The 19703-nt window shown below is 68.6% G+C and carries 19 protein-coding genes; 12 read left to right on the forward strand and 7 right to left on the reverse strand.

Features of this window, described 5'->3' with window-relative positions; all coding sequences use genetic code 11:
- A complete protein-coding gene (locus F464_RS0102910) occupies nt 1-1329 on the forward strand; it encodes a hypothetical protein (RefSeq protein ID WP_018988276.1) in 1329 nt (442 codons plus the stop codon).
- Here the strand turns inward: F464_RS0102910 and miaA are convergent.
- Both miaA and F464_RS0102925 read right to left on the reverse strand, forming a co-directional pair.
- Nucleotides 1324-2271, reverse strand: a complete 948-nt coding sequence (gene miaA, locus F464_RS0102915) for a tRNA (adenosine(37)-N6)-dimethylallyltransferase MiaA (protein ID WP_018988277.1) — start codon at nt 2269-2271, stop codon at nt 1324-1326. The two genes, F464_RS0102910 and miaA, sit on opposite strands and share 6 nt — an antisense overlap.
- Before the next feature lie 244 nt (nt 2272-2515).
- Complete coding sequence (locus tag F464_RS0102925) at nt 2516-3712, reverse strand: MFS transporter (protein WP_040394236.1); 1197 nt, start codon at nt 3710-3712, stop codon at nt 2516-2518.
- Between the two features lie 178 nt (nt 3713-3890).
- Between F464_RS0102925 and F464_RS0102930 the strand changes: the two genes are divergently transcribed.
- Complete coding sequence (locus F464_RS0102930; protein WP_018988279.1) at nt 3891-5051, forward strand: NnrS family protein; 1161 nt, start codon at nt 3891-3893, stop codon at nt 5049-5051.
- Nucleotides 5052-5075: 24 nt separating this feature from the next.
- Here the strand turns inward: F464_RS0102930 and F464_RS0102935 are convergent, their stop codons facing one another.
- A complete protein-coding gene (locus F464_RS0102935) occupies nt 5076-6134 on the reverse strand; it encodes an RNA methyltransferase (protein ID WP_018988280.1) in 1059 nt (352 codons plus the stop codon).
- Between the two features lie 298 nt (nt 6135-6432).
- On the opposite strand from F464_RS0102935, the gene F464_RS0102940 reads away from it, so the two are divergent.
- From F464_RS0102940 to F464_RS0102955, 4 genes are all read left to right on the forward strand, one after another.
- Complete coding sequence (locus tag F464_RS0102940) at nt 6433-6825, forward strand: hypothetical protein (protein WP_018988281.1); 393 nt, start codon at nt 6433-6435, stop codon at nt 6823-6825.
- A gap of 77 nt (nt 6826-6902) precedes the next feature.
- Nucleotides 6903-8054: a rhodanese-like domain-containing protein gene (locus F464_RS0102945; protein WP_018988282.1), complete on the forward strand. Its 1152-nt coding sequence runs from the start codon at nt 6903-6905 to the stop codon at nt 8052-8054.
- A 16-nt stretch (nt 8055-8070) separates the two neighbouring features.
- The gene (locus tag F464_RS0102950; protein WP_018988283.1) at nt 8071-9717 is read left to right on the forward strand and encodes a tetrathionate reductase family octaheme c-type cytochrome; all 1647 of its coding nucleotides are present in this window, start codon (nt 8071-8073) and stop codon (nt 9715-9717) included.
- A 22-nt stretch (nt 9718-9739) separates the two neighbouring features.
- Nucleotides 9740-10354 carry a cytochrome b/b6 domain-containing protein gene (locus F464_RS0102955; RefSeq protein ID WP_018988284.1) on the forward strand — a complete coding sequence of 205 codons (615 nt, stop codon included), beginning with the start codon at nt 9740-9742 and terminating at the stop codon, nt 10352-10354.
- 6 nt (nt 10355-10360) lie between these two features.
- On the opposite strand, the gene F464_RS27760 is transcribed toward F464_RS0102955, so the two are convergent.
- From F464_RS27760 to F464_RS0102975, 4 genes are all read right to left on the reverse strand, one after another.
- Complete coding sequence (locus F464_RS27760; RefSeq protein WP_018988285.1) at nt 10361-10930, reverse strand: hypothetical protein; 570 nt, start codon at nt 10928-10930, stop codon at nt 10361-10363.
- Between the two features lie 237 nt (nt 10931-11167).
- Complete coding sequence (locus F464_RS0102965; protein WP_018988286.1) at nt 11168-12631, reverse strand: DegQ family serine endoprotease; 1464 nt, start codon at nt 12629-12631, stop codon at nt 11168-11170.
- 103 nt (nt 12632-12734) lie between these two features.
- Complete coding sequence (locus F464_RS0102970; RefSeq protein WP_018988287.1) at nt 12735-14045, reverse strand: ATP-binding protein; 1311 nt, start codon at nt 14043-14045, stop codon at nt 12735-12737.
- A complete protein-coding gene (locus F464_RS0102975) occupies nt 14042-14704 on the reverse strand; it encodes a response regulator (RefSeq protein ID WP_018988288.1) in 663 nt (220 codons plus the stop codon). Before F464_RS0102975 ends, F464_RS0102970 begins: the two co-directional genes overlap by 4 nt.
- Nucleotides 14705-14846: 142 nt before the next feature.
- Between F464_RS0102975 and F464_RS0102980 the strand changes: the two genes are divergently transcribed.
- From F464_RS0102980 to F464_RS0103005, 6 genes are all read left to right on the forward strand, one after another.
- Complete coding sequence (locus F464_RS0102980; protein WP_018988289.1) at nt 14847-15407, forward strand: SRPBCC family protein; 561 nt, start codon at nt 14847-14849, stop codon at nt 15405-15407.
- A 118-nt stretch (nt 15408-15525) separates the two neighbouring features.
- A complete protein-coding gene (locus tag F464_RS0102985; protein WP_018988290.1) occupies nt 15526-15738 on the forward strand; it encodes a hypothetical protein in 213 nt (70 codons plus the stop codon).
- Nucleotides 15739-15804: 66 nt separating this feature from the next.
- Entirely contained in the window at nt 15805-16305 is a 501-nt protein-coding gene (locus tag F464_RS0102990; protein WP_157353520.1) for a DUF6491 family protein, read from the forward strand.
- Nucleotides 16302-16991 (forward strand): winged helix-turn-helix domain-containing protein, encoded by a 690-nt coding sequence (locus tag F464_RS0102995; RefSeq protein WP_018988292.1) that lies wholly within the window; start codon nt 16302-16304, stop codon nt 16989-16991. The genes F464_RS0102990 and F464_RS0102995 overlap by 4 nt, the downstream gene beginning before the upstream one ends.
- Nucleotides 16981-18372, forward strand: coding sequence for a sensor histidine kinase (locus F464_RS0103000; RefSeq protein ID WP_018988293.1), 1392 nt, complete (start codon nt 16981-16983; stop codon nt 18370-18372). Before F464_RS0102995 ends, F464_RS0103000 begins: the two co-directional genes overlap by 11 nt.
- A 266-nt stretch (nt 18373-18638) precedes the next feature.
- On the forward strand, nt 18639-19628 hold the full coding sequence (locus tag F464_RS0103005; protein WP_018988294.1) for a TerC family protein: 990 nt from the start codon (nt 18639-18641) through the stop codon (nt 19626-19628).
- Nucleotides 19629-19703 lie beyond the last annotated feature (75 nt).

Here is a 19703-nt window from a genome sequence, read left to right on the forward strand (position 1 = left end):
GTGTCCGACGTCCATCTCCACACGCTTTCCCGCCCGCGCACGGTCCTCGCCGCGTGGCTGATGGCCGGGCTCGTGCTGCTGGCGTTCGCGCATGGCGCGCGCACCGGACTGCCGGCATGGCCGGCGGGCGTCGCCGCGTGGGGCGCGGGCGTCGCGCTGTGGCCGCGGCTCGATGCGGGGCAGCGCCGCTTCGCGCTGATCCTGTGCGGACTGGGGGCGCTGGCGCTGGCCGCGGCGGTATGGCGCGGTGCGCAGCCGGCGTGGAGCGGCCTGCTGACGCAGAACACGGCGCTGCTCGGGATGCTGGCGGCCGTGAGCTTCCTGCAGCTCGTCGGTGTCGGCAAGGATGGGGAGCGGCCCCTGCCGCGCGGGCGCCGCGCGCTGTGGCAGACGCTCGCAGGCGTGCATGTGCTCGGGGCGGTGATCAACATGTCGGTCGTGTTCATCATCGCCGAGCGCATCGCGCAGGGCGGACGCCTGAGCGCGGCGCAGGCGGCGCTGCTCGCGCGCGGCTTCCTCCTCGCGGCGCTGTGGTCGCCGTTCTTCGGCGCGATGGCGGTGGCGCTGACCTATGCGCCGGGCGCGCGGCTGGAGGATCTGGTGCTGGCCGGGCTGCCGCTCGCCGTGGTGCTGCTGTGGCTGATCACGCGCACCCTGCCGCTATCGGCGGGTGAGACGGAGGGCGGATTCGTCGGCTTCCCGATGCGCGCGTCCTCGCTGTGGTTGCCGCTGGCGCTGACGGCGATGGTGTCGGCGGGACTCGTGTGGCTGCCCGGCTGGTCGTCGCTCGCGGTGATCAGCGGCTCGGCACTGGCGCTCGGTGTGGTGTCGGTGCTGGTGGCGAGCGGGCCGGTCGATGGCGCCGAGCGACTTTCGGCGCATGCGCTGCGTCGTCTGCCGGCGATGTCCGGGGAGCTGATGCTGTTCCTCGCGGCGGGCGTCTTCGCCACCGGCCTGCAGGCGTTGATGCAGGGCGATACGGGCTGGACGCCGTTCGATCGCTTCGGTCCGGTCGAGGCGGCGCTGGTGCTGGGCGCGATGGTCGCGCTCGCGGCGATCGGCGTGCACACCGTGATCACCATCGTGATCGCCGCGACCTGGTTCGCACCGCTGTCGCCCGATCCGATGCTGCTTGCGCAGATCTTCCTGATGGCCTGGAGCATCGGCCTCGCGCTGAATCCGATGGCGGGCGTGCATCTGTCGCTGCAGGGGCGCTTCGGCCTGTCGGCGCCCGGCCTGGCGCGCGGCAATTTGCGCTATTGCGTGGCGAGCTATGTGCTGGCGTCGCTGTGGCTGATTGTCGTGGGGGCGTTGCGCGGGCTGCTATGAGGCGTCGAGCAGACGTTGTGCCGTCGCGGCGACCGTCTCGGCGAGTTCCGTGCGCAGGCAGTCGAGTTCGACCAGTTCCGGCCAGGTGTCGCGGAACTGGCGCTGCCAGGTGAGCTGGCGCTTCGCGAGCTGGCGCGTCGCGGCGATGCCCTTGAAGCGCATCGTGTCGTAGTCGTCCACGCCGTCGAGGTATTCCCACGACTGCCGGTAGCCGACGCAGCGCATCGAGGGCATCGTCAGCTCCAGGCGGTAGCGTTCGCGCAGCTTGCGCACCTCGTCGATGAGGCCGGCGGCGAGCATCGCATCGAAGCGTTGTTCGATGCGCGCATGCAGCACCGCGCGGTCGGACGGCGCGAGCGCGATCGGCAGCAGGCGGAAGGGCGGCGGCGCCATGTCGCGCCGCGCGTAGCTGTCGGCGAGCGGTCGGCCGGTGAGGCGGACGATCTCCAGCGCGCGCTGGATGCGTTGCGAGTCGCCCGGTTCAAGCCGCGCAGCGGCCTCCGGGTCGAGACGCGCAAGCTCCGCATGCAGCGCCGGCCAGCCGTGCTTTGCCGCCTCGGCGTCGATCTCCGCGCGCAGTGCGGCGTCGGCGGCCGGGAGCTCGGACAGGCCGTCACGCAGCGCCTTGAAGTACAGCATCGTGCCGCCGGCGAGCAACGGGATGCGGCCGCGCGCGGTGATCTCGTCCATCAGGCGCAGGGCGTCGGCGCGGAATTGCGCGGCTGAGTAGCTTTCTTCCGGCGTGACGAGGTCGATCAGGTGGTGCGGGCAGGCCGCCCGCTCTTCCGCCGTCGGTTTGGCGGTGCCGATGTCCATGTCGCGATAGACGAGGGCCGAGTCGACGCTGACGATCTCGATCGGCAGGATGCGTGCGAGCGCGAGCGCGGAGGCGGTCTTGCCGCTGGCGGTGGGGCCGAGGAGGAGCAGGGCGGGGGGATGCATCGGTCGGGCGCGTGAGCAGGGCTGAGGCCGCGATTGTAGCGATGAAACGTGCCCGACCCGAGAAGGTTCCGGCACGGGGGAGGGCAATCGCACCAATTCCTGTGGGGCTGAAAACCCGTCCCGCCCAGCGCAGTGCAGTCCGGCCGTGGGAGCGGCTTCAGCCGCGAATCAACCGGCTTGCACCCACCAGACGCCCATTCGCGGCTGAAGCCGCTCCCACGGAACCGGGTTTCGCCCCCGCGGGTCAGCGCCGGCGCACGAGCACGACGAGCAGGGTCGCGCCCGCCAGCGCGGCGCCGGCGACGAAGGCCCAGGCGGCGCCGAACTGCTCCCACAGCAGGCCCGCGAGCGCGCTCGCGAGCAGCAGGCCGATGCCGCTGACGAGGTTGAAGACGCCGTAGGCGGTGCCGCGCAGCGCGGCCGGTGCGGTGTCGGCGATCATCGTCGCGAGCAGGCCCTGGCTCATGCCCATGTGCAGGCCCCACAGCGCGATGCCGGCGACCAGCCAGGGCCAGTCGGCGCCTTGCGCCAGCGCGAGGTCGGCCGCGATCAGCACGACGAGCCCGAGCGCGAGCAGGCGCGCGTGGCTCATGCCGTCCGCGAGCCGTCCGAAGGGGTAGGCGGTGAGCGAATAGACGACGTTCATGCCGATCAGCACCAGCGGCGTGTACGCGACTGGCAGGCCGGCGTCGAGCGCGCGCAGCACGAGGAAGGCTTCCGAGAAGCGCGCCAGCGCGAACAGCGCGCCGACGCCGACGACCCACCAGTAGGTGCGCGGCAGCAGGCGCAGGTTCTCGCGGCGGATCGGGTTGAGCACCGGCGTTCCCGCCGGGCGCTCGGGTTCGCGCACGCCGAAGAACAGCAGGGCGACGGAGAGGAAGCCCGGGATGATCGCGACCCAGAATACCGCGCGGAAGTCGTTCGCCCACAGCAGCATCAGCCCCATCGCCAGCAGCGGGCCGAGGAAGGCGCCGACGGTGTCGAGCGACTGGCGCAGCCCGAAGGCCGCCCCGCGCACCTGCGGCGGGGCGATGTCGGCCACCAGCGCATCGCGTGGCGCGCCGCGTATGCCCTTGCCGACGCGGTCGATCAGGCGCGCGGCGAGCACCATGCCCGAACCCGTCGCCAGCGCGAACAGCGGTTTGGAGATCGCCCCGAGGCCGTAGCCGAGCACTGCGAGCGGCTTGCGCTTGCCCCAGTAGTCCGACAGCGCGCCGGAGAACACCTTGACGATCAGCGCGGTCGCTTCCGCCGCGCCTTCGATGAGGCCGACCGCGAGCGCGCCGGCGCCGAACGAGGTGACGAGGAACACCGGCAGCAGGCTGTGGATCAGCTCGGAGGACACGTCCATCAGCAGGCTGACGAAGCCGAGCATCCAGATCGCGGCCGGCAGCTTTGGCCGGACGGAGGCGGGGGAGGGTGCGGGCGATGCGTCATTCATGGTGCGGTACCGGGTCGAATCGTTGCCGGCATTCTGTCATGCGGTACGGGATGGTGAAATGACAGGCGCGCGAAATGTCGCAGATCAAGGAGATGGATTTCCCGGGCGTCCACAATCGGCCGCGGTTTCGCCCGGTCATCTCCCGGTCATCTGTCTCCCGCGCCCTCAGCCCCTTCCCATGAAGCTCGTCTCCCACCCCCTCTGGCTCGTCGGTTTCCGCCCCTTCTTCAGCCTCGCGTGCCTCGCCGGCCTGAGCCTGCCGCTGCTGTGGGCCTTGATGTTCAGCGGGGCGATTGCGGCGCCTGCGGGGCGATTCACCCCCGTGCAGTGGCACGCGCACGAGATGTTCTTCGGCTTCGGCTGGGCGGTGATGGGCGGTTTCCTGCTGACGGCGTCGAAGAACTGGGTGCAGATCCGCGGCTACCACGGGGCCGCGCTGATGTGGCTGGTCGCGGCGTGGCTGTTCGAGCGCGTCGGCATGGCCTGGGGCGGCGCGTGGCCGGCGGCGTTGTTCTGGCTGTCGAACACGGTCTTTCTCGGCTCCATCGTCGCGATGCTGCTATGGACGCTGATCCGCTACCGCAGCCAGGATAGTTTCCGCGACAACTACTTCTTCCTCGTCGCGCTGCCGCTCTTCATCGCCGCGAAGCTGCTGATGCTGGGTGGCGACAGCTTCCAGTCCGGCGTGACGATGGCGATCGGGCTCTTTCGCGTCGCCTTCCTCGTAATGCTCGAACGCACGCTGACGCAATTCATGAAGGGCGTGTTCCAGGCCGAGATCCTGCGCCATCCGCTGCTGGACAACCCGATCAAGCTGACCGCACTGTTGCTGGTCTTCGTCGCGTGGATGCCCGTGGCGATCGCAGGAGCCCTGCTGGTGGTGCTCGCGTTCCTGCTCTTTGCGCGCCTGGTCTTCTGGAAGCCGCAGCTCGCAATGCGCCGGCTCGACCTCGCGGTGATGTACCTCGGCTACGCCGCGATCGTCGTGCAGCTGCTGCTCGAATTCACGGCGCTGCATGCATCGCCCGCCTGGGTCGGCAGCCTGTCGGTGCACGTCTTCACGTTCGGCGTGATGGGGCTGATCATCCCCGCGATGCTGGTGCGCATCTCGAAGGGGCATACCGGGCGCAAGGTCGTTTTCGACGCGGGCGACAAGCTCCTGCTGTGGATCATGATGGCCGGCCTCTTCGCGCGCGTCGTGCTGCCGCAGCTCGCGCCGGGCGCCTACACGGGCTGGATCCATCTCGCCGCCACGGCGTGGTTTGCGTGCTTCGCGATCCTCGGCTGGCGCTACATCCCCTTCCTGCTCGCGCCGCGCGTGGACGGCAAGGAGCACTGAGCGCCCAGAGGCGCCGGGAGCGGCTCAGTCCGCCCGCAGGTCCGCGTCGGTTGCGGGAAGGCGTCGCAGCACCGCCGGCGTGCGCGGCGCGACGACGCGCGCGCGCAGCTGGCCGCAGCCGCCGTCGACGTCCTGCCCCGCGGACTGGCGCAGCTTGGTCAGCACGCCGCGCTCGTGCAGCCGGCGTGCGATCGCCTCGGCGTGTTCGCGTTCGGGGCGTGCGAAGCCGAAGCCTTCGACGCTGTTCCACGGGATCATGTTCATGATCGCGTACTTGCCGGCGAGCAGACGCACGATGCCGTCGATCTCCTCGTCGCTGTCATTGATGCCGGCGAGCAGCGTCCACTGGTACTGGATCGGGTAGCCGGTCGCGCGCGCGTATGCCTCGCCGCGTTCGACGAGCTCCTCGGGGGTGATGCGCGGGGCGCGTGGCAGCAGCTGTTCGCGCAGTTCCGCGCGCGTCGTGTGCAGCGACAGCGCGAGCGCGGGCTTCACGCGCCCCTGCGGCAGGCGCTCGAACACGCGCGGGTCACCCACCGTCGAGAACACCAGATTCTTGTGCCCGATGCCGCCTTCGGTGCCGAGGAAGTCGATCGCTTCCAGCACGTTGTCGATGTTGTGCGCCGGCTCGCCCATGCCCATGAACACAACCTTCTTCACGAAGCGGCGCGCACGCGCGAGCACCACCTGGGCGACGATCTCGGCGCTGCCGAGCTGGCGGATGAGACCGTCGCGACCGGTCATGCAGAAGGTGCATCCGACCGCGCAGCCGACCTGCGAGGACACGCACACGCCGTCGCGCGGCAGCAGCACGCTTTCGACCGACTGCCCGTCTTCGAGCTGCACCAGCAGGCGTGCCGAGCCGTCCTCGCCGGGATGCTCCGAGAGCACCCGCGCCAGTCCTTGCAGTTCGGCGCTCAGCGCCGGCAGGGCGCTAAGGATGCGCGGCGAGAGGAAGCCGTCGGCGCGCTTGCGGCCGCTGTCGAGCGGCCGCGCCTGGGCCCACGCACGCAGGATCGCCTGTTCGTGGCAGGGCTTGGCGCCGAGGTCGCGCAGTCGCTGGCGGAGGTGTTCGATACGCATGGAAGGGGCGGTGCTGGTGGCGGCCGGTGGCGCACATGAGCCGGGTCGGGCTGCCGGTTCCGGCTGACTCGTTGCGGTGCACAAGAACCCGAAATTTTACACCCGATCCCCCGGGTTTGCCGGCAAAACGCGCGCCCGAGTGATCTGGGTCACAGTTAAATAAGAGAATAATTAAATGCGAATTTAATGCTGATAGAATGACTCCAGATTTCGTATGCCCTTGGGTTCCCCGGGCTGCGACCTGGAAGCGGGCCGACGGGCAGGCGAAGACAGTTTCCGCAAACAGGAGCATCACGCCATGAAATCCCGCCATCTGCTGCACATGATCCTCACGGCAGGCCTGCTCGGCCTGAGCCTCGGCGCTGCCGCCTACGACGCCGACTGGAAGCGCGGCCGCATCTACTACCGCAGCGTCTGCACCGCCTGCCACGCCGCCCAGGCGGGCGGCTCCATCGCCCCCAGCACGATGACGATGGCGCAGTGGGAGAGCTACCTGAAGGCCGACAAGCATGCCGCCGGCAAGGACTCGCTGAAGAAGTACGTGGGCAAGGAATACCGCGCCAGCATCCGCACGCAGAACAAGGCGGCCGACAAGTTCGCCGACGTGCCCGACGCCGAGCTGTTCGAGGACGTCAAGGCCTTCGTCATCAAGGGCGCCAAGGACGGCGACGCTCCGGCCAGCTGCAGCTGATCACCCGCTTTCACGCATCTTCGGACGCTCGCCCGCGCGCGCCGCGGGAGGCGCCCGCCATCGTTCAGGGAGCCATCATGAAACTCCATCGCACCTTGGCCTTCGCGGCCATGCTCGCGGCGCTGGGTGCCGCCCCGTCTCCGTTCTCCACTGTGCTGGCCCTCGCCGCCGATGCCCCGGCCCCTTCCGCCACCTCCGAGGCGAAGGCCGGCTGGTACGGCCAGCTCGTCGACGCCGACTTCGTCGCCCGCCATGCCGTGCTGCCCAAGCCGGAAGGCGTGCTGATCATCGATTCGCGCCCGACCGCGCGCAAGTACGATCCGGGCCACATCCCGACCGCGCTCAGCCTCCCGGACAGCCAGTTCGACAAGCTCGCCGACAAGCTGCCGCAGGACAAGGCGACGCTGCTGATCTTCTACTGCGACGGGACGGAGTGCATGTTGAGCCACAACTCGGCCTTCCGCGCGGAGAAGCTCGGCTACACCAACATCCGCGTGTATGCGGCGGGCTTTCCGGACTGGGTGAAGAACGGCCACATGGCGGCGGTCTCGGTGCCGCAGCTGAAGAAACTGATGGACGAAGGCTCACCGCTGACGCTGGTCGACTCGCGGCCGAAGGAGCGCAAGTACGACAAGGGCCACATCCCCGGCGCCATCAGTCTGCCCGACTCGCAGTTCGACAAGCTTGCCGACCGCCTGCCTGCCGACAAGGCGAGTCCGCTGTATTTTTACTGCGAAGGGCTCAGCTGCAGGCTGAGTTCGGATTCCGCCGCGAAGGCGGTGAAGCTTGGCTACACGCAGGTGAAGGTGGTGCCCGAAGGCTACCCGGAATGGGAGCGCCTGTACGGCGCAGGGCCGACCGCGGAAGGCGGCGCGGCGAAGCCGGCGATCCAGGCGGGCAAGGAGAGCGGCACGATCACCGTCGCGTCCTTCGAGAAGATCTACAGGGATGCACCCGACACGATCCACCTGATCGACGTGCGCGAGCCGAACGAGTTTGCCGCGGGCAGCTTCAAGGGGGCGAGCAACATCCCGGTGAACACGCTCGAGAAGCGCATCGACGAGCTGCCGGCCGACAAGCCCATCGTGTTCTTCTGCGGCGCCGGCGGACGGAGCGGCGAGGCGCACGACATGGTGCAGCTCTACAAGCCGGCGCTGAAGACCTTCTTCCTCAATGCCGACATCAAGTGGGCGCGCGACGGCAGCTACACGATGGTCGAGAAGAACTAATCAGCGGGGAATCGCCATGAAGACGAATCGATCGAATCGGCGTGCCTTGTCGTGGCGTGCCTTGTCGTGGCGTGCCTTGTCCTGGCGGGCCGCGCTGCTGGCCGCCGCGGTCGCCGGTGCCGCATTCCAGGGCGGCGTGGTGCTCGCTGCGACGAAGGCGAGCACCGCCGACCACGCCAAGTTCAAGGAGCTGCAGCAGGGCTTCGCATCCGGCCCCGAGGTCACCAGGGCCTGTCTGATCTGCCACACCGAGGCGGCGAAGCAGGTGCACAAGACCAAGCACTGGACCTGGGAATTCCTGAATCCCGAGAACGGGCAGAAGCTCGGCAAGAAGAACGTCATCAACAACTTCTGTATCTCGATCCCGTCGAACTACCCCTTCTGCACCAGCTGCCACGTCGGCTACGGTTGGAAAGACGCCAACTTCGACTTCACCGCCGAAGAGAACGTCGACTGCCTCGTGTGCCACGACACGACCGGCAGCTACCGCAAGCTGCCCGGCCTTGCCGGCCACCCCCCTTACCAGGACACGGAGATCCCGCCGGGATCGGGCAAGTTCGCGAAGGCGGTGGACCTGACCAAGGTGGCGCAGAAGGTCGGCAAGACCAGCCGCGACACCTGCGGTGCGTGCCACTTCTTCGGTGGCGGGGGCGACGGCGTCAAGCATGGCGACATGGACTCCTCGCTCGCGGCGCCGGACAAGGCGCTGGACGTGCACATGGACGCCACGGGTCTCGACTTCACCTGCGGCACCTGCCACCGCACGGCGAGCCACGATGTGCCGGGCAGCCGTTACACGCCAGTCGCGCGCGACACGGAGGGCGCACACATCCCCGGCCGGCAGGACGATTCGCTGCCGGCCACCTGCCCCGCGTGCCATGGCCAGGTGCCGCACAAGGGCGGCGGGCATGCGGCGAAGCTCAACGACCATGTCGACGTCGTCGCGTGCCAGACCTGCCACATCCCGCAGATCGCACGCGGCGGGGTTGCGACCAAGATGAGCTGGGACTGGTCCACGGCCGGGCAGATGGGCCCCGACGGCAAGCCCATGCTCAAGAAGGACGAAGCGGGGCGGGTGATCTACGACTCGAAGAAGGGCGATTTCGTGCTCGGCGAGAACGTCGTGCCCGAATACCGCTGGTTCAACGGCGAGGTCACCTACACGCTGCTGGGCGACCGGGTCGACCAGGGCGAGGGCGTCACGCGCATCAACCGCCTGGGCGGCAGCGCGAGCGACGGCAGATCGTTGATCTGGCCGATGAAGGTGTTCGTCGGCGTGCAGCCCTACGACCCGGTGAACCACACGCTGGTCACGCCGCACACCGCGGGCAACGACGACACGGCCTACTGGAAGAATTTCGGCTGGGAAAAGGCGATCAAGACCGGCATGCAGGTGTCAGGCGCGCCGTTCTCGGGCCAGGTCGACTTCGTCCGCACCGAGATGTCGTGGCCGATCACGCACATGGTCGCGCCGAAGGAAGACGCGGTGCGCTGCGGCGAATGCCACATGAAGGGCGGGCGCCTGGAGAAGGTCGGGGGCGTGTACATCCCGGGCCGCGACGCCAATCCCCTCATCGACCTCGTCGGCTGGCTGATGGCGGGCGGCGCGCTGCTGGGCGCGCTGGTGCACGGCGGGCTGCGCATCGTGCGGCGCAATGGCTGAGCGAAGCCAAGGAGAGATCACCATGGAACGCATCTACATCTTCAAGCGCTTCGAACGCTTCTGGCACTGGTCGCAGGCGCTGCTGATCATCCTGATGATGGTCACCGGCTTCGAGATCCACGGCTCCTGGTCCCTGCTGGGCTATGGCGACGCCAGCGAACTGCACACCAGCGCGGCGTGGGCGCTGATCGCGCTGTGGCTGTTCGCGATCTTCTGGCACTTCACGACCGGCGAATGGCGGCAGTACATCCCGACCACCGAGAACCTCGTCGCGATGCTGCGCTACTACCTGAGCGGTATCTTCACGCATGCGCCGCATCCCTTCCACCCGACCCGGTTGACGAAGCACAACCCCTTGCAGCGCCTCGCCTACCTCGGCGTGAAGCTGATGATCAATCCGCTGATCTGGCTGAGCGGGCTCGCGTATCTCTACTACAACGAGATCAACGCCGCCGGCTTCGGGCTGGACCTGGGCCTCGTCGCGATGCTGCACACGATCGGCGCCTTCCTGATGCTGGCCTTCCTCGTCGTGCATGTGTATGTGATCACTACCGGCGACACCTGGAGCAGCCAGCTCAAGGCGATGATCACCGGCTGGGAGGAGATCGAGGATCCGCAGGAGGGCGTGAAGCCCTGAGGCGGGCTACACTTCGCCGTCGTCCGTGCCCTGCCTGCGGCCGCGCCGCAGCAGGGCGCCGAGCGACTTGCCCACGCGCTCGGGGAAGTGGCTGGAAGCCCACGCGAAGGTGCCGTACTTCATCAGTTTGCCGGCGAGCATCGCGACGAACACGCCGACGTAATCCGGGCGTACCGCGCCGAAGAAAATCAGCGCAGGGGTCTGCGGCAGCGGCGATGCGGCGATCAGGAACAGCGCGGCGGTGCCGTAGCGTCTTCCCCAGTCGACGACCTGTGCCCACGACGAATTGGTCGCGAGTTCCGGGAAGCGTTCGTAAAGCTGCGTCCAGCCGAGGTGGTGAAAGACCAGCATCAGCACGGTCGCGCCGATCGCACTGCCCAGCGCGGACACCCCGGCGATTGCGCGCCAGCGCCCCGCGGCCATCAGCGTTGCCGGCACGACCACCGCGGTTACGGGCCAGGCCGCCGTCAGCGTGCCGAGGAAGGAAAGCCCGATGCAGGCGAGCAGCAGGCGATGTCCGGCCTCGGCGAAGCGCAGGATGCGATAGAGCAGGGCTTCGATGCGGGCGACGAGCATGCGGGGAAATTGCGGGGACGTTGCGTGGCGGGGGGCGGAAGGCGGTGGCGTTTGTTGTTCCGGCCCGGTGCGTACCTGCCGTCCGTTTGCACGCTGCAGGACTCGACCGGGCAGGCGTCAGGGGGGGCGACGCCTGCCCGGCCGTCCATGCGGTGCCCCTGCGGCTAACAAGCTGTCATCCCCCGGGGCACTGACGCAGGGCGACAGTCGGCAATCGTGAGTCGTGGCGGTGCGGCCTCAGCCCAGTTCGATCGGCACGAAGATGCGCGCGTCACCGCGCTGGATCAGCAGCGCGACGTGCTTGCCGGCGTCGGTGAGCTGTTTGCGCAGCTCGTCCACGCGATTCACGCGCTTGCCGTTCACGGCGAGGATCACGTCGCCCTCCTCGATGCCTGCGCGGGCCGCCGGTCCATACGAGTCCAGCACCAGAAGTCCGCCCCGCGTTTCCACCTCCTTCTGTTCGTCCGCGGTGAGCGGGCGTACCGAAACGCCAAGACGTCCGCCGTCGTCGGGCGGGGTTTCCGCGGCTGCCACCTTGTCGGGCTGCTGCTCGCCCACGGTGACGGTGATCTCCTGCGCCTTGCGCTTGCGCCAGATTTCCAGCTTCACCGGCTTGCCGGGCGTGATGACGGCGACGCGCGGCGGCAGTTCGGCCGACGACGCGATCGCCTCGCCGTTGAACTTCAGCACGACGTCACCCGGCTCGATCCCGGCCGTTGCGGCGGGGCTTCCCGGTTCGACATGGCTCACGAGCGCGCCGCGGGCGACGGACAGCCCGAAGGAATCGGCCAGGCCCTGGTTCAGATCCTGGATCGCGATGCCCAGGCGCCCGCGCGTGACCTTGCCCTGCGCGAGCAGCTGATCCTTCACGTGCGCCGCGACGTTGATCGGGATCGCGAAGGACAAACCCTGGTAGCCGCCCGACTGGCTGTAGATCTGCGAATTGATGCCGACGACTTCTCCCTTCAGGTTGAGCAGCGGCCCGCCCGAGTTGCCGGGGTTGATCGCGACGTCGGTCTGGATGAAAGGCACGTAACCCTCGTCGGGCAGCGAACGCGACTTGGCCGAGACGATGCCTGCGGTGACGCTGTTCTCGAAGCCGAAGGGCGAACCGATCGCGAGCACCCAGTCGCCGACGCGCATGTCCGAGGGATCGCCGAGCGGCACGGTCGGCAGGTCCTGCGCGTCGATGCGCAGCACCGCGATGTCGGTCGGCTTGTCGATGCCGATCACCTTGGCGGTGAACTCGCGCTTGTCGATGAGCTTCACCGTGACATTATCGGCATTGGCAACGACGTGTGCGTTGGTGAGCACGATGCCGTCCGCGCTCACGATGAAGCCCGAGCCCTGGCCGTGGGTGATCTGCTCGCCCGGCTTGCCCTGGCCGCGCGGGGCGAAGCGGCGGAAGAACTCGGAGAACGGGTCGTCCGGGTCGAGCTGGCCGAAGGGCGTGCGCCCGCGCGCGGCGGTCTTCACGGTGCCCTCGACGCTGATGTTCACAACGGCGGGACCGTAGGATTCGACGATGCTGCCGAAGTCAGGCAGCGATTCGGCCACATGCGGCAGACCCGCTTTTCGTGCGACCGCGGCAGTGCTCGCCGCGGGGGACGGGTCGACGGAGCGGCCGATTTCATACCCGCCCCAGAGCGTCGTGATGATCGCCGCGGCAATGACGGGAAACTTGAGCGCCTGTAATTTCATGATCCGATTCCTCCCATCCCGCATCGAGGGAGCGGGACGATGGTGGCACTTTACGGGACTTTGACTTAAGTCAAACTTAAGGAAGTGCTGAATTTGCGGCCGGTCAGGCGGGCGGGAATCCCGCGGCGATCCGCAGGCCGCCGAGCGGCGAGGCGTTCAGGACGACGCGCGCGTCATGGCGCCGGGCGATGCTGTCGACGATCGCCAGCCCGAGGCCGCTGCCCGATTCCTGCTGGCCGGCCGGACGGTAGAAACGGTCCAGCACGCGGTCGCGCTCCTCGGGCGGGATGCCCGGCCCGCTGTCATCGACGCGCAGCCAGCACCGCCCTTCGCCCTTGCCCACCGAGACGTCCACACGGCCGCCGCGGGGCGTGTAGCGGATCGCGTTGTCGATCAGGTTGCCCACCAGCGTGCGTAGTGCGGCGGGATCGCCCCGCGTTGCCAGCGCATCGTCGAGCAGGTCGGCGCCGAGATCGATGTCCCGTTCGTGTGCCAGGGCGGTGTGGTCGGCGAGCGACTTGCGCGCGATGTCGGCGAGCACGACGCGCTCGTGCTGCGCTGCGACGCCTTCTCCCGGCTCCTGGCGGGCCAGCGTCAGCAGCTGTTGCACCAGGTGCGCCGCACGCGCCAGGCCCGTGCGCAGTTCCCCGAGCGCCGCGCTGCGTGCCGTGTCATCGCGCGCCCGTTCGCACAGCTGCAGCTGGATCTGCAGCGCCGCCAGCGGCGTGCGCAGCTCGTGCGCGGCGTCGGCGACGAAGGCACGCTGCGCGCTGAGCGCGTGCCGCAGCTGTTCGAGCAGTTCGTTCAGCGCGCGCACCAGCGGTTGCGCCTCGTCGGGGATGCCCTTGAGCGGCAGGGCGTCGAGCGAATCGGCACGGCGCGTGCCCACCTCCAGCGCGAGCCGCTCCAGCGGGCGCAGGCCGCGGCCGACCAGATACCAGATCAGCGCGCCCAGTAGCGGCATCAGCGCCACCAGGGGGATCAGCGTGCGCAGCGCCGCATGTGCGGCGAGGCGGCTGCGCACGGCCATCGGTTGGGCGATCTGGATGACGTGGTCGAGCAGCGGAATGGAATACACGCGCCAGTCGCCCTCGGAGGTGGTGACCGTCGTGTAGCCGAGCTGCGCGCGGGCGGGCAGGGCGGTGTGCGGGTGCGAGAGGTAGAGGCGCACGCCGGTGTCGTCCCAGATCTGGATCACGAGATCCAGCGACTCCTCGGGCGGCGCGAGGGGGCCGACGTTCGGTCCCGACAGGCGCCGGTCGCGCAGCGAGAGCGCGAACTGGCGCAGGTTGTAGTCCATCAGCGCGTCGATCTCGTTGTGCGCCATGCGGTAGGTTGCGACCCCGCCGATGGCGAACACGAACACCAGGGCACCGAGCAGCGAGAACAGCAGCGTGCGGCGCAGCGAGTTCATGGCCGCTCCGGCACGTAATAGCCGACGCCGCGCAGGTTGCGGATCCAGTCGGCGCCCAGCTTGCGGCGCAGCGAGTGGATATGCACCTCGACGGCGTTGCTCTCGACTTCCTCGTTCCAGCCGTAGATGCGCTCTTCGATCTGGCTGCGCGACAGCGGCCGGCCCGGGTGCTCCAGCAAGGCCGACAGCAGCGCGAATTCGCGCGCCGAGAGCCGCACCGGCTCGCCTGCGAGGCTTACGGCGTGGCTGGCGGGATCGACCTGCAGCGCGCCCAGCGTCAGCACGGGACTGGCCTGGCCGCGCTGGCGGCGCAGCAGCGCGCGCACACGCGCCGAGAGTTCGTCGAGGTCGAAGGGCTTGACGAGGTAGTCGTCCGCGCCGGCATCCAGCCCGCGGATGCGGTCGGCGACCGCATCGCGGGCCGTGAGCACGAGCACCGGCATCGCGTGGCCGGCCGCGCGCAGGCGCTGCAGCAACTCGATGCCGTCACGGCGCGGCAGGCCGACGTCGAGCAGCAACAGGTCGTAGGCGGTGTCGCGTGTCGCGAGTTCGCCGGCCACGCCGTCGCGCACCCAGTCGACGGCATAGCCGTCCTGGCGCAGCGCCTGCTGCACGCCGGCGCCGATCATGGGGTCGTCTTCGATCAGCAGCAGTCTCATGGTCGCGAATGAAGGGCAGGCGGACGCTTTTCGAATATTCTAAGCGATCGCGCTGCCGCACATCGGGGCACTGCGCTACGCTTGCCTGCAATCACGCCTGGCCGGTGTCGTGGGCCACCCACCTTCTGTCCGGATGTCCGCCATGTACCGTTTTCTCCGTCGCTGGCTGCCGCTCATGCTGAGCTTGTCCTGGGCACCGGGCGCTCCGGCGCTCGACGACGTGGCGGTCGCGGACAAGGATGTGCGCGTCGAGCGCACCGCGGGCAGCTTTACCGTCGACATGCTCGCCCATGCGCCGGTGCAACCGTCGCTGGCGTGGGAAGTCCTGACCGATTTCGACCACATGGCGAGTTTCGTCCCGAACCTGCGGACGAGCCGGGTGACCGAGCGCGGCGATTCCTTCGTGCGCGTGCACCAGACCGGAACCGCGCGCTACGGCGTGTTCTGGACGAATTTCGAATCGATGCGCGAGATCCGTTTCTCGCCGCCGAACGAGATCCGCGCGCAGGGCGTCGGGGGCAACGTGAAGCGCATGGAAAGCCTGATGCGGCTCGAAGCCGAACAGGGCGGCACGCTGCTGCGCTACCACGCCGAAGTGCAACCCGACTTCTGGCTGCCGCCGCTGCTCGGCCCGTCCTTCGTGCGCCACGAAACCGCCGAGCAGTTTTCCGCGATCATTCGCGAGATGGTCCGGCGGCAGTGAATGCAGTGATCCGGAATATGATTTTTTCTTAATCCTGCGAGAGATCGCGCTTAATGCTCGCGGGCACAGACTCTCCTCACGACGCAACCGTCGTCACTAACCGCACAGGAGAGTCACCATGAACGCAAAGTACCTGAAAGCCCTGATCGTTGCCGGCGCTGCCGCCTTCGCCATGTCCGCTTCCGCCGCTCCGGCCGACGCCGCCGCGCCCGCCGACCAGGCCATGGCCACCGCGCCGGCCAAGAAGGTCGTGAAGCACAAGAAGGCCACCTCCAAGAAGGCCACCCACAAGAAGGCCGCTGCCAAGAAGACCGCTCCGGCAGCCAACTGATCGTCTCGGGCGTGACCGGTACGGACTCGTGGGGATGTCCGTCCGGTCGTGCCCGGCCGCATGCGCATGGCTCCGTCCCGCCTCGCGACAAGGCCGTTGCGCCTTGCGGCCAACTGGTCGAGGCTTGCCCTGCTGGGTGTGCTCGCGCTTCAGGCGAGCGCCCCTTCGGCCGGATGGGAGCCGGTCGCGGGCGAGCCGGCCGCCAGCTCGACTGAGCTCGCGGCAAGCGGTTCCGGCCCCCAGCGGGCGGTGCGCGTGTCTCGCGTGTACGGCTGGCGCACGCTCGAGCCGCATGTCGGCGTGATCTGGCTGGGAGTCGACGAGCCTTACGTGATCCGGCTCAAGGGTGCCTGCAGTGTGGCCGCCGAGGAGGCGCCTCTGGTGCTCGTCCTGCGCGACAACCACCTCGTTCCCGGTCGCGACCGCATCGTGTTTCCTGCGGGCGAATGTGCGATCGATAGCCTGTTGCGTGCGGACCGGAATAAACTGCGCGCGAGTGCGATCACCCCGGATGGGGGCGTGGTCGTCCGCCTGATCCACGACGCCGGACCGCGCAGGACCAAATGAAGATACTCCTCGTCGAAGACGACCCGCAGCAGGCCGCCTACATCTGCAAGGGCCTGCAGGAAGCCGGGCACATCGTCGACGTCGCCGCCGACGGGCGCGACGGGCTGTTTCTTGCCACCACCGAAAGCTACGACGTCCTCGTCCTCGATCGCATGCTGCCGCGCGTGGATGGCCTCACGGTACTGCGCACTCTGCGCGCGTCGAATGTTGCGACGCCGGTCGTGATCCTCAGCGCGCTGGGCGAAGTCGATGACCGGGTCGCCGGCCTGCGCGCCGGCGGCGACGATTACCTTGTGAAGCCGTTCTCGCTGATCGAACTCGTCGCGCGCCTGGAAGCGCTGGCGCGAAGGGGGGCGGCGTCCAGGGAAGGCACGCCGAACACGCGGCTCGCCGTCGCCGACCTGGAGATGGATCTCCTGCGCCGCAGCGTTACGCGCGGGGGACGCAAGATCGACCTCAAGCCGAAAGAGTTCCAGTTGCTGGAGTTCCTGCTGCGTCATTCGGAGCAGGTGGTCACGCGCGCGATGCTGCTCGAGGCCGTGTGGAATTACCATTTCGATCCCCAGACCAATGTCATCGACGTGCATATCTCCAACCTGCGCGCGAAGATCGATCTGCCGGGGCTGTCGCCCCTCATCCATACGGTGCGAGGCGCCGGCTATCGCCTGAGTGCCGATGTCGCTTGAGGCCCGATGGGGCGCGCTGTGCGCCTGGTTCAGCAGCCCGTTCCACCGCTTTGCCATCGTCCTGCCCGCCGCGATCGCGCTGATCGTCGGGGCAATCTTCTACCCCCTCTTCCGCGAGGCCGAAGGGCATATCCGCAATGAGGTGCGTGCTGCGATCGCGCTGGAGATCAACGGCCTGGACGAGCAGGTCCACGAGCGCGGGCTGACCGCGTTGCGCGACGCCCTGCAGCGCCGGATCGATTCCGCAGCGGACCGCGATGCGGTGTATCTGCTGACCGACCGCGACGGCCGGGTCGTGGTCGGCAATCTGGCCGGCTGGCCCGACGGCGTGCCGGCGGCCGACGAGGCATGGTTCCACGTCCGGACGGCCGACGGCGGCACGCTCGAAGGGCAGGTGTTCGTGCTGTTCGGTGGCGACCGCCTGCTCGTCGGTCGCCACTCGCCGCTGGAGTCCTACCAGGAGCGCATGACGGCCCGCCTGTGGGGCTCTGCGGTGCTGATCATTGTCGTGGCGGCCTCGATCGGATGGTTCTTCATGCAGCACCTGCACCGGCGGCTCGAGACGCTGGCGCGCGAGGCGGCCCGCATCCAGGAGGGGCACCTCGCGCAGCGCCTGAGCCTGAGTGCGCGCAACGACGAGCTGGATGCGCTGGCGCGGCGTTTCAATCGCGCCTTCGACGAGATCGAGCGGCTCGTCGACGCGTCCCGGCACGTCTCCAGCGCGATCGCGCACGACATGCGCCGGCCCCTGATCGCATTGCGGCGGGCAATCGACGAGGCGCGCGAGGCCGCCGCCGCGGACCGCATCCTGCGCGAGCGGCTCGAAGGGCTGGGCGCGCAGACCGACGCATTGCTGCGCACCTTCGCGGCGCTGCTGAGCCTCGCACGCATCGAAGCCGGCGCGCTCGGGCCGAAGTGGCAGCCGGTCGATCTCGCCGCGCTCGTGGCCGACGCCATCGAGCTCTACGAACCGCTCGCCGCGGCCGAGGGCAGGGAGCTCGTCGGCACGCTTGCTCCGGTGACGGTGCGCGGCGACCCGCACCTGCTGTTCCAGGTGCTGCAGAACCTGATCGAGAATGCGCTGAAACACGGGGCGGGCACGATCGCGCTGGAACTGGCGGCGGGCGAGGGCGATGTCGCGCTGCGCGTGCGCGACCATGGCGCGGGGGTGCCCGACGCCGCGCTGCCGAAGCTCTTCGAACGCTTCTTCCGCCTCGACGAGAGCCGCAGCGCGGCCGACGGTGCCGGCGTCGGGCTGGCGCTGGTGCGGGGCATCGTCGAAGCCCACGGCGGGCGCGTGTCGGCGCGCAACGCCGACCCGGGCCTCGCCGTCGAACTCGTGCTGCCTGTCGACGGCGCAATGCCGGCGCTGCTTGACTGATGCCACCGGGCGTTCTATGTTTCCTACGTCCCAAGGGGGAGTAGCTCTCCGCCGCGGCGTCGTCAATCCGGTAGTCCCCGCGCAGGGGGTGCCCGGCGCCCGGGCAGTCGTTTCCATACGGCTGCGAGCAAGACCTTTGCCGCGATGGCGGAGGTCCCTTGTGTCAGATCCACGGCCCTTCGTCCTCGCTGGACAAAGGGCCGTTCTGTTTTGTGCGCCCGCGGCGACGGCAGGACGGACTTGCGGATCCGGCAAGGAGGGTACTCATGGAAACGATCGGTACAGGGTGGATGTGGGCGGGCTTCTTCGGCATCGTGCTGGCGATGCTCGCGGTGGACCTGTTCGTCGTCGGCGGCGGCCGGCAGCATCGCGTGAGCTTTCGCGAAGCGGCGACGTGGTCGGCTGTCTGGGTGGCCGTCTCGCTGGCTTTTGCGGCGGGTCTGTGGGGCTATCTCGATGGCACGCTGGGGCGAGAGATCGCGAACCGGAAGGCGCTGGAGTTCCTGACCGGCTACCTGATCGAGAAGTCGCTGGCCGTCGACAACGTGTTCGTGTGGCTGATGCTGTTCGGCTTCTTCGCGGTGCCGCTGGAACTGCAGAAGCGCGTGCTGGCGTTCGGCGTGCTCGGCGCGATCGTGCTGCGCACGGCGATGATCTTTGCCGGCGTGTGGCTGATAGCGAAGTTCCACTGGATTCTTTACGTGTTCGGTGCCTTCCTGCTCTTCACCGGCGTGAAGATGTGGTGGTTCGCCGAGGCGCAGCCGGATCTTGCGAACAACCCGCTGATCCGCTGGCTGCGCGGGCACATGCGCATCACCGACCACCTCGAGGGCGAGCGTTTCTTCGTCATGCGCCGCGAAGGCGGGCGGATCGTGCGTTATGCGACGCCGCTCTTCCTCGCGCTGGTGCTGGTGGAGATCTCCGACGTGATCTTCGCCGTCGATTCGATTCCCGCGATCTTCGCGATCACCACCGACCCCTTCATCGTGCTGACGTCGAACATCTTCGCGATCCTCGGCCTGCGGGCGATGTACTTCCTGCTGGCGGGCATGGCGGACCGCTTCTCGCTGTTGAAGTACGGCCTCGCGCTGGTGCTGGTGTTCATCGGCACCAAGATGCTGCTGATCGACGTGATCAAGATTCCGGCACTGGTGTCGCTCGTCGTCGTGGCGATGATCATCGGGGGCGCGATCGTGCTGTCGCTGCGCCGGGCTGCGGGAGCGGCGGAAACCGCGGGCGAGGAGCGCGGGGCTTGAGGATAGCCCTGCCGTGAACGGAAACGGGGCAAGCGCTCCGCCGGATGTGGCGGGAGGGCTTGCCCCGGAGTGTGC

The sequence above is a fragment of the Aromatoleum toluclasticum ATCC 700605 genome, from assembly GCF_000378245.1.
Lineage (GTDB): Bacteria > Pseudomonadota > Gammaproteobacteria > Burkholderiales > Rhodocyclaceae > Aromatoleum > Aromatoleum toluclasticum.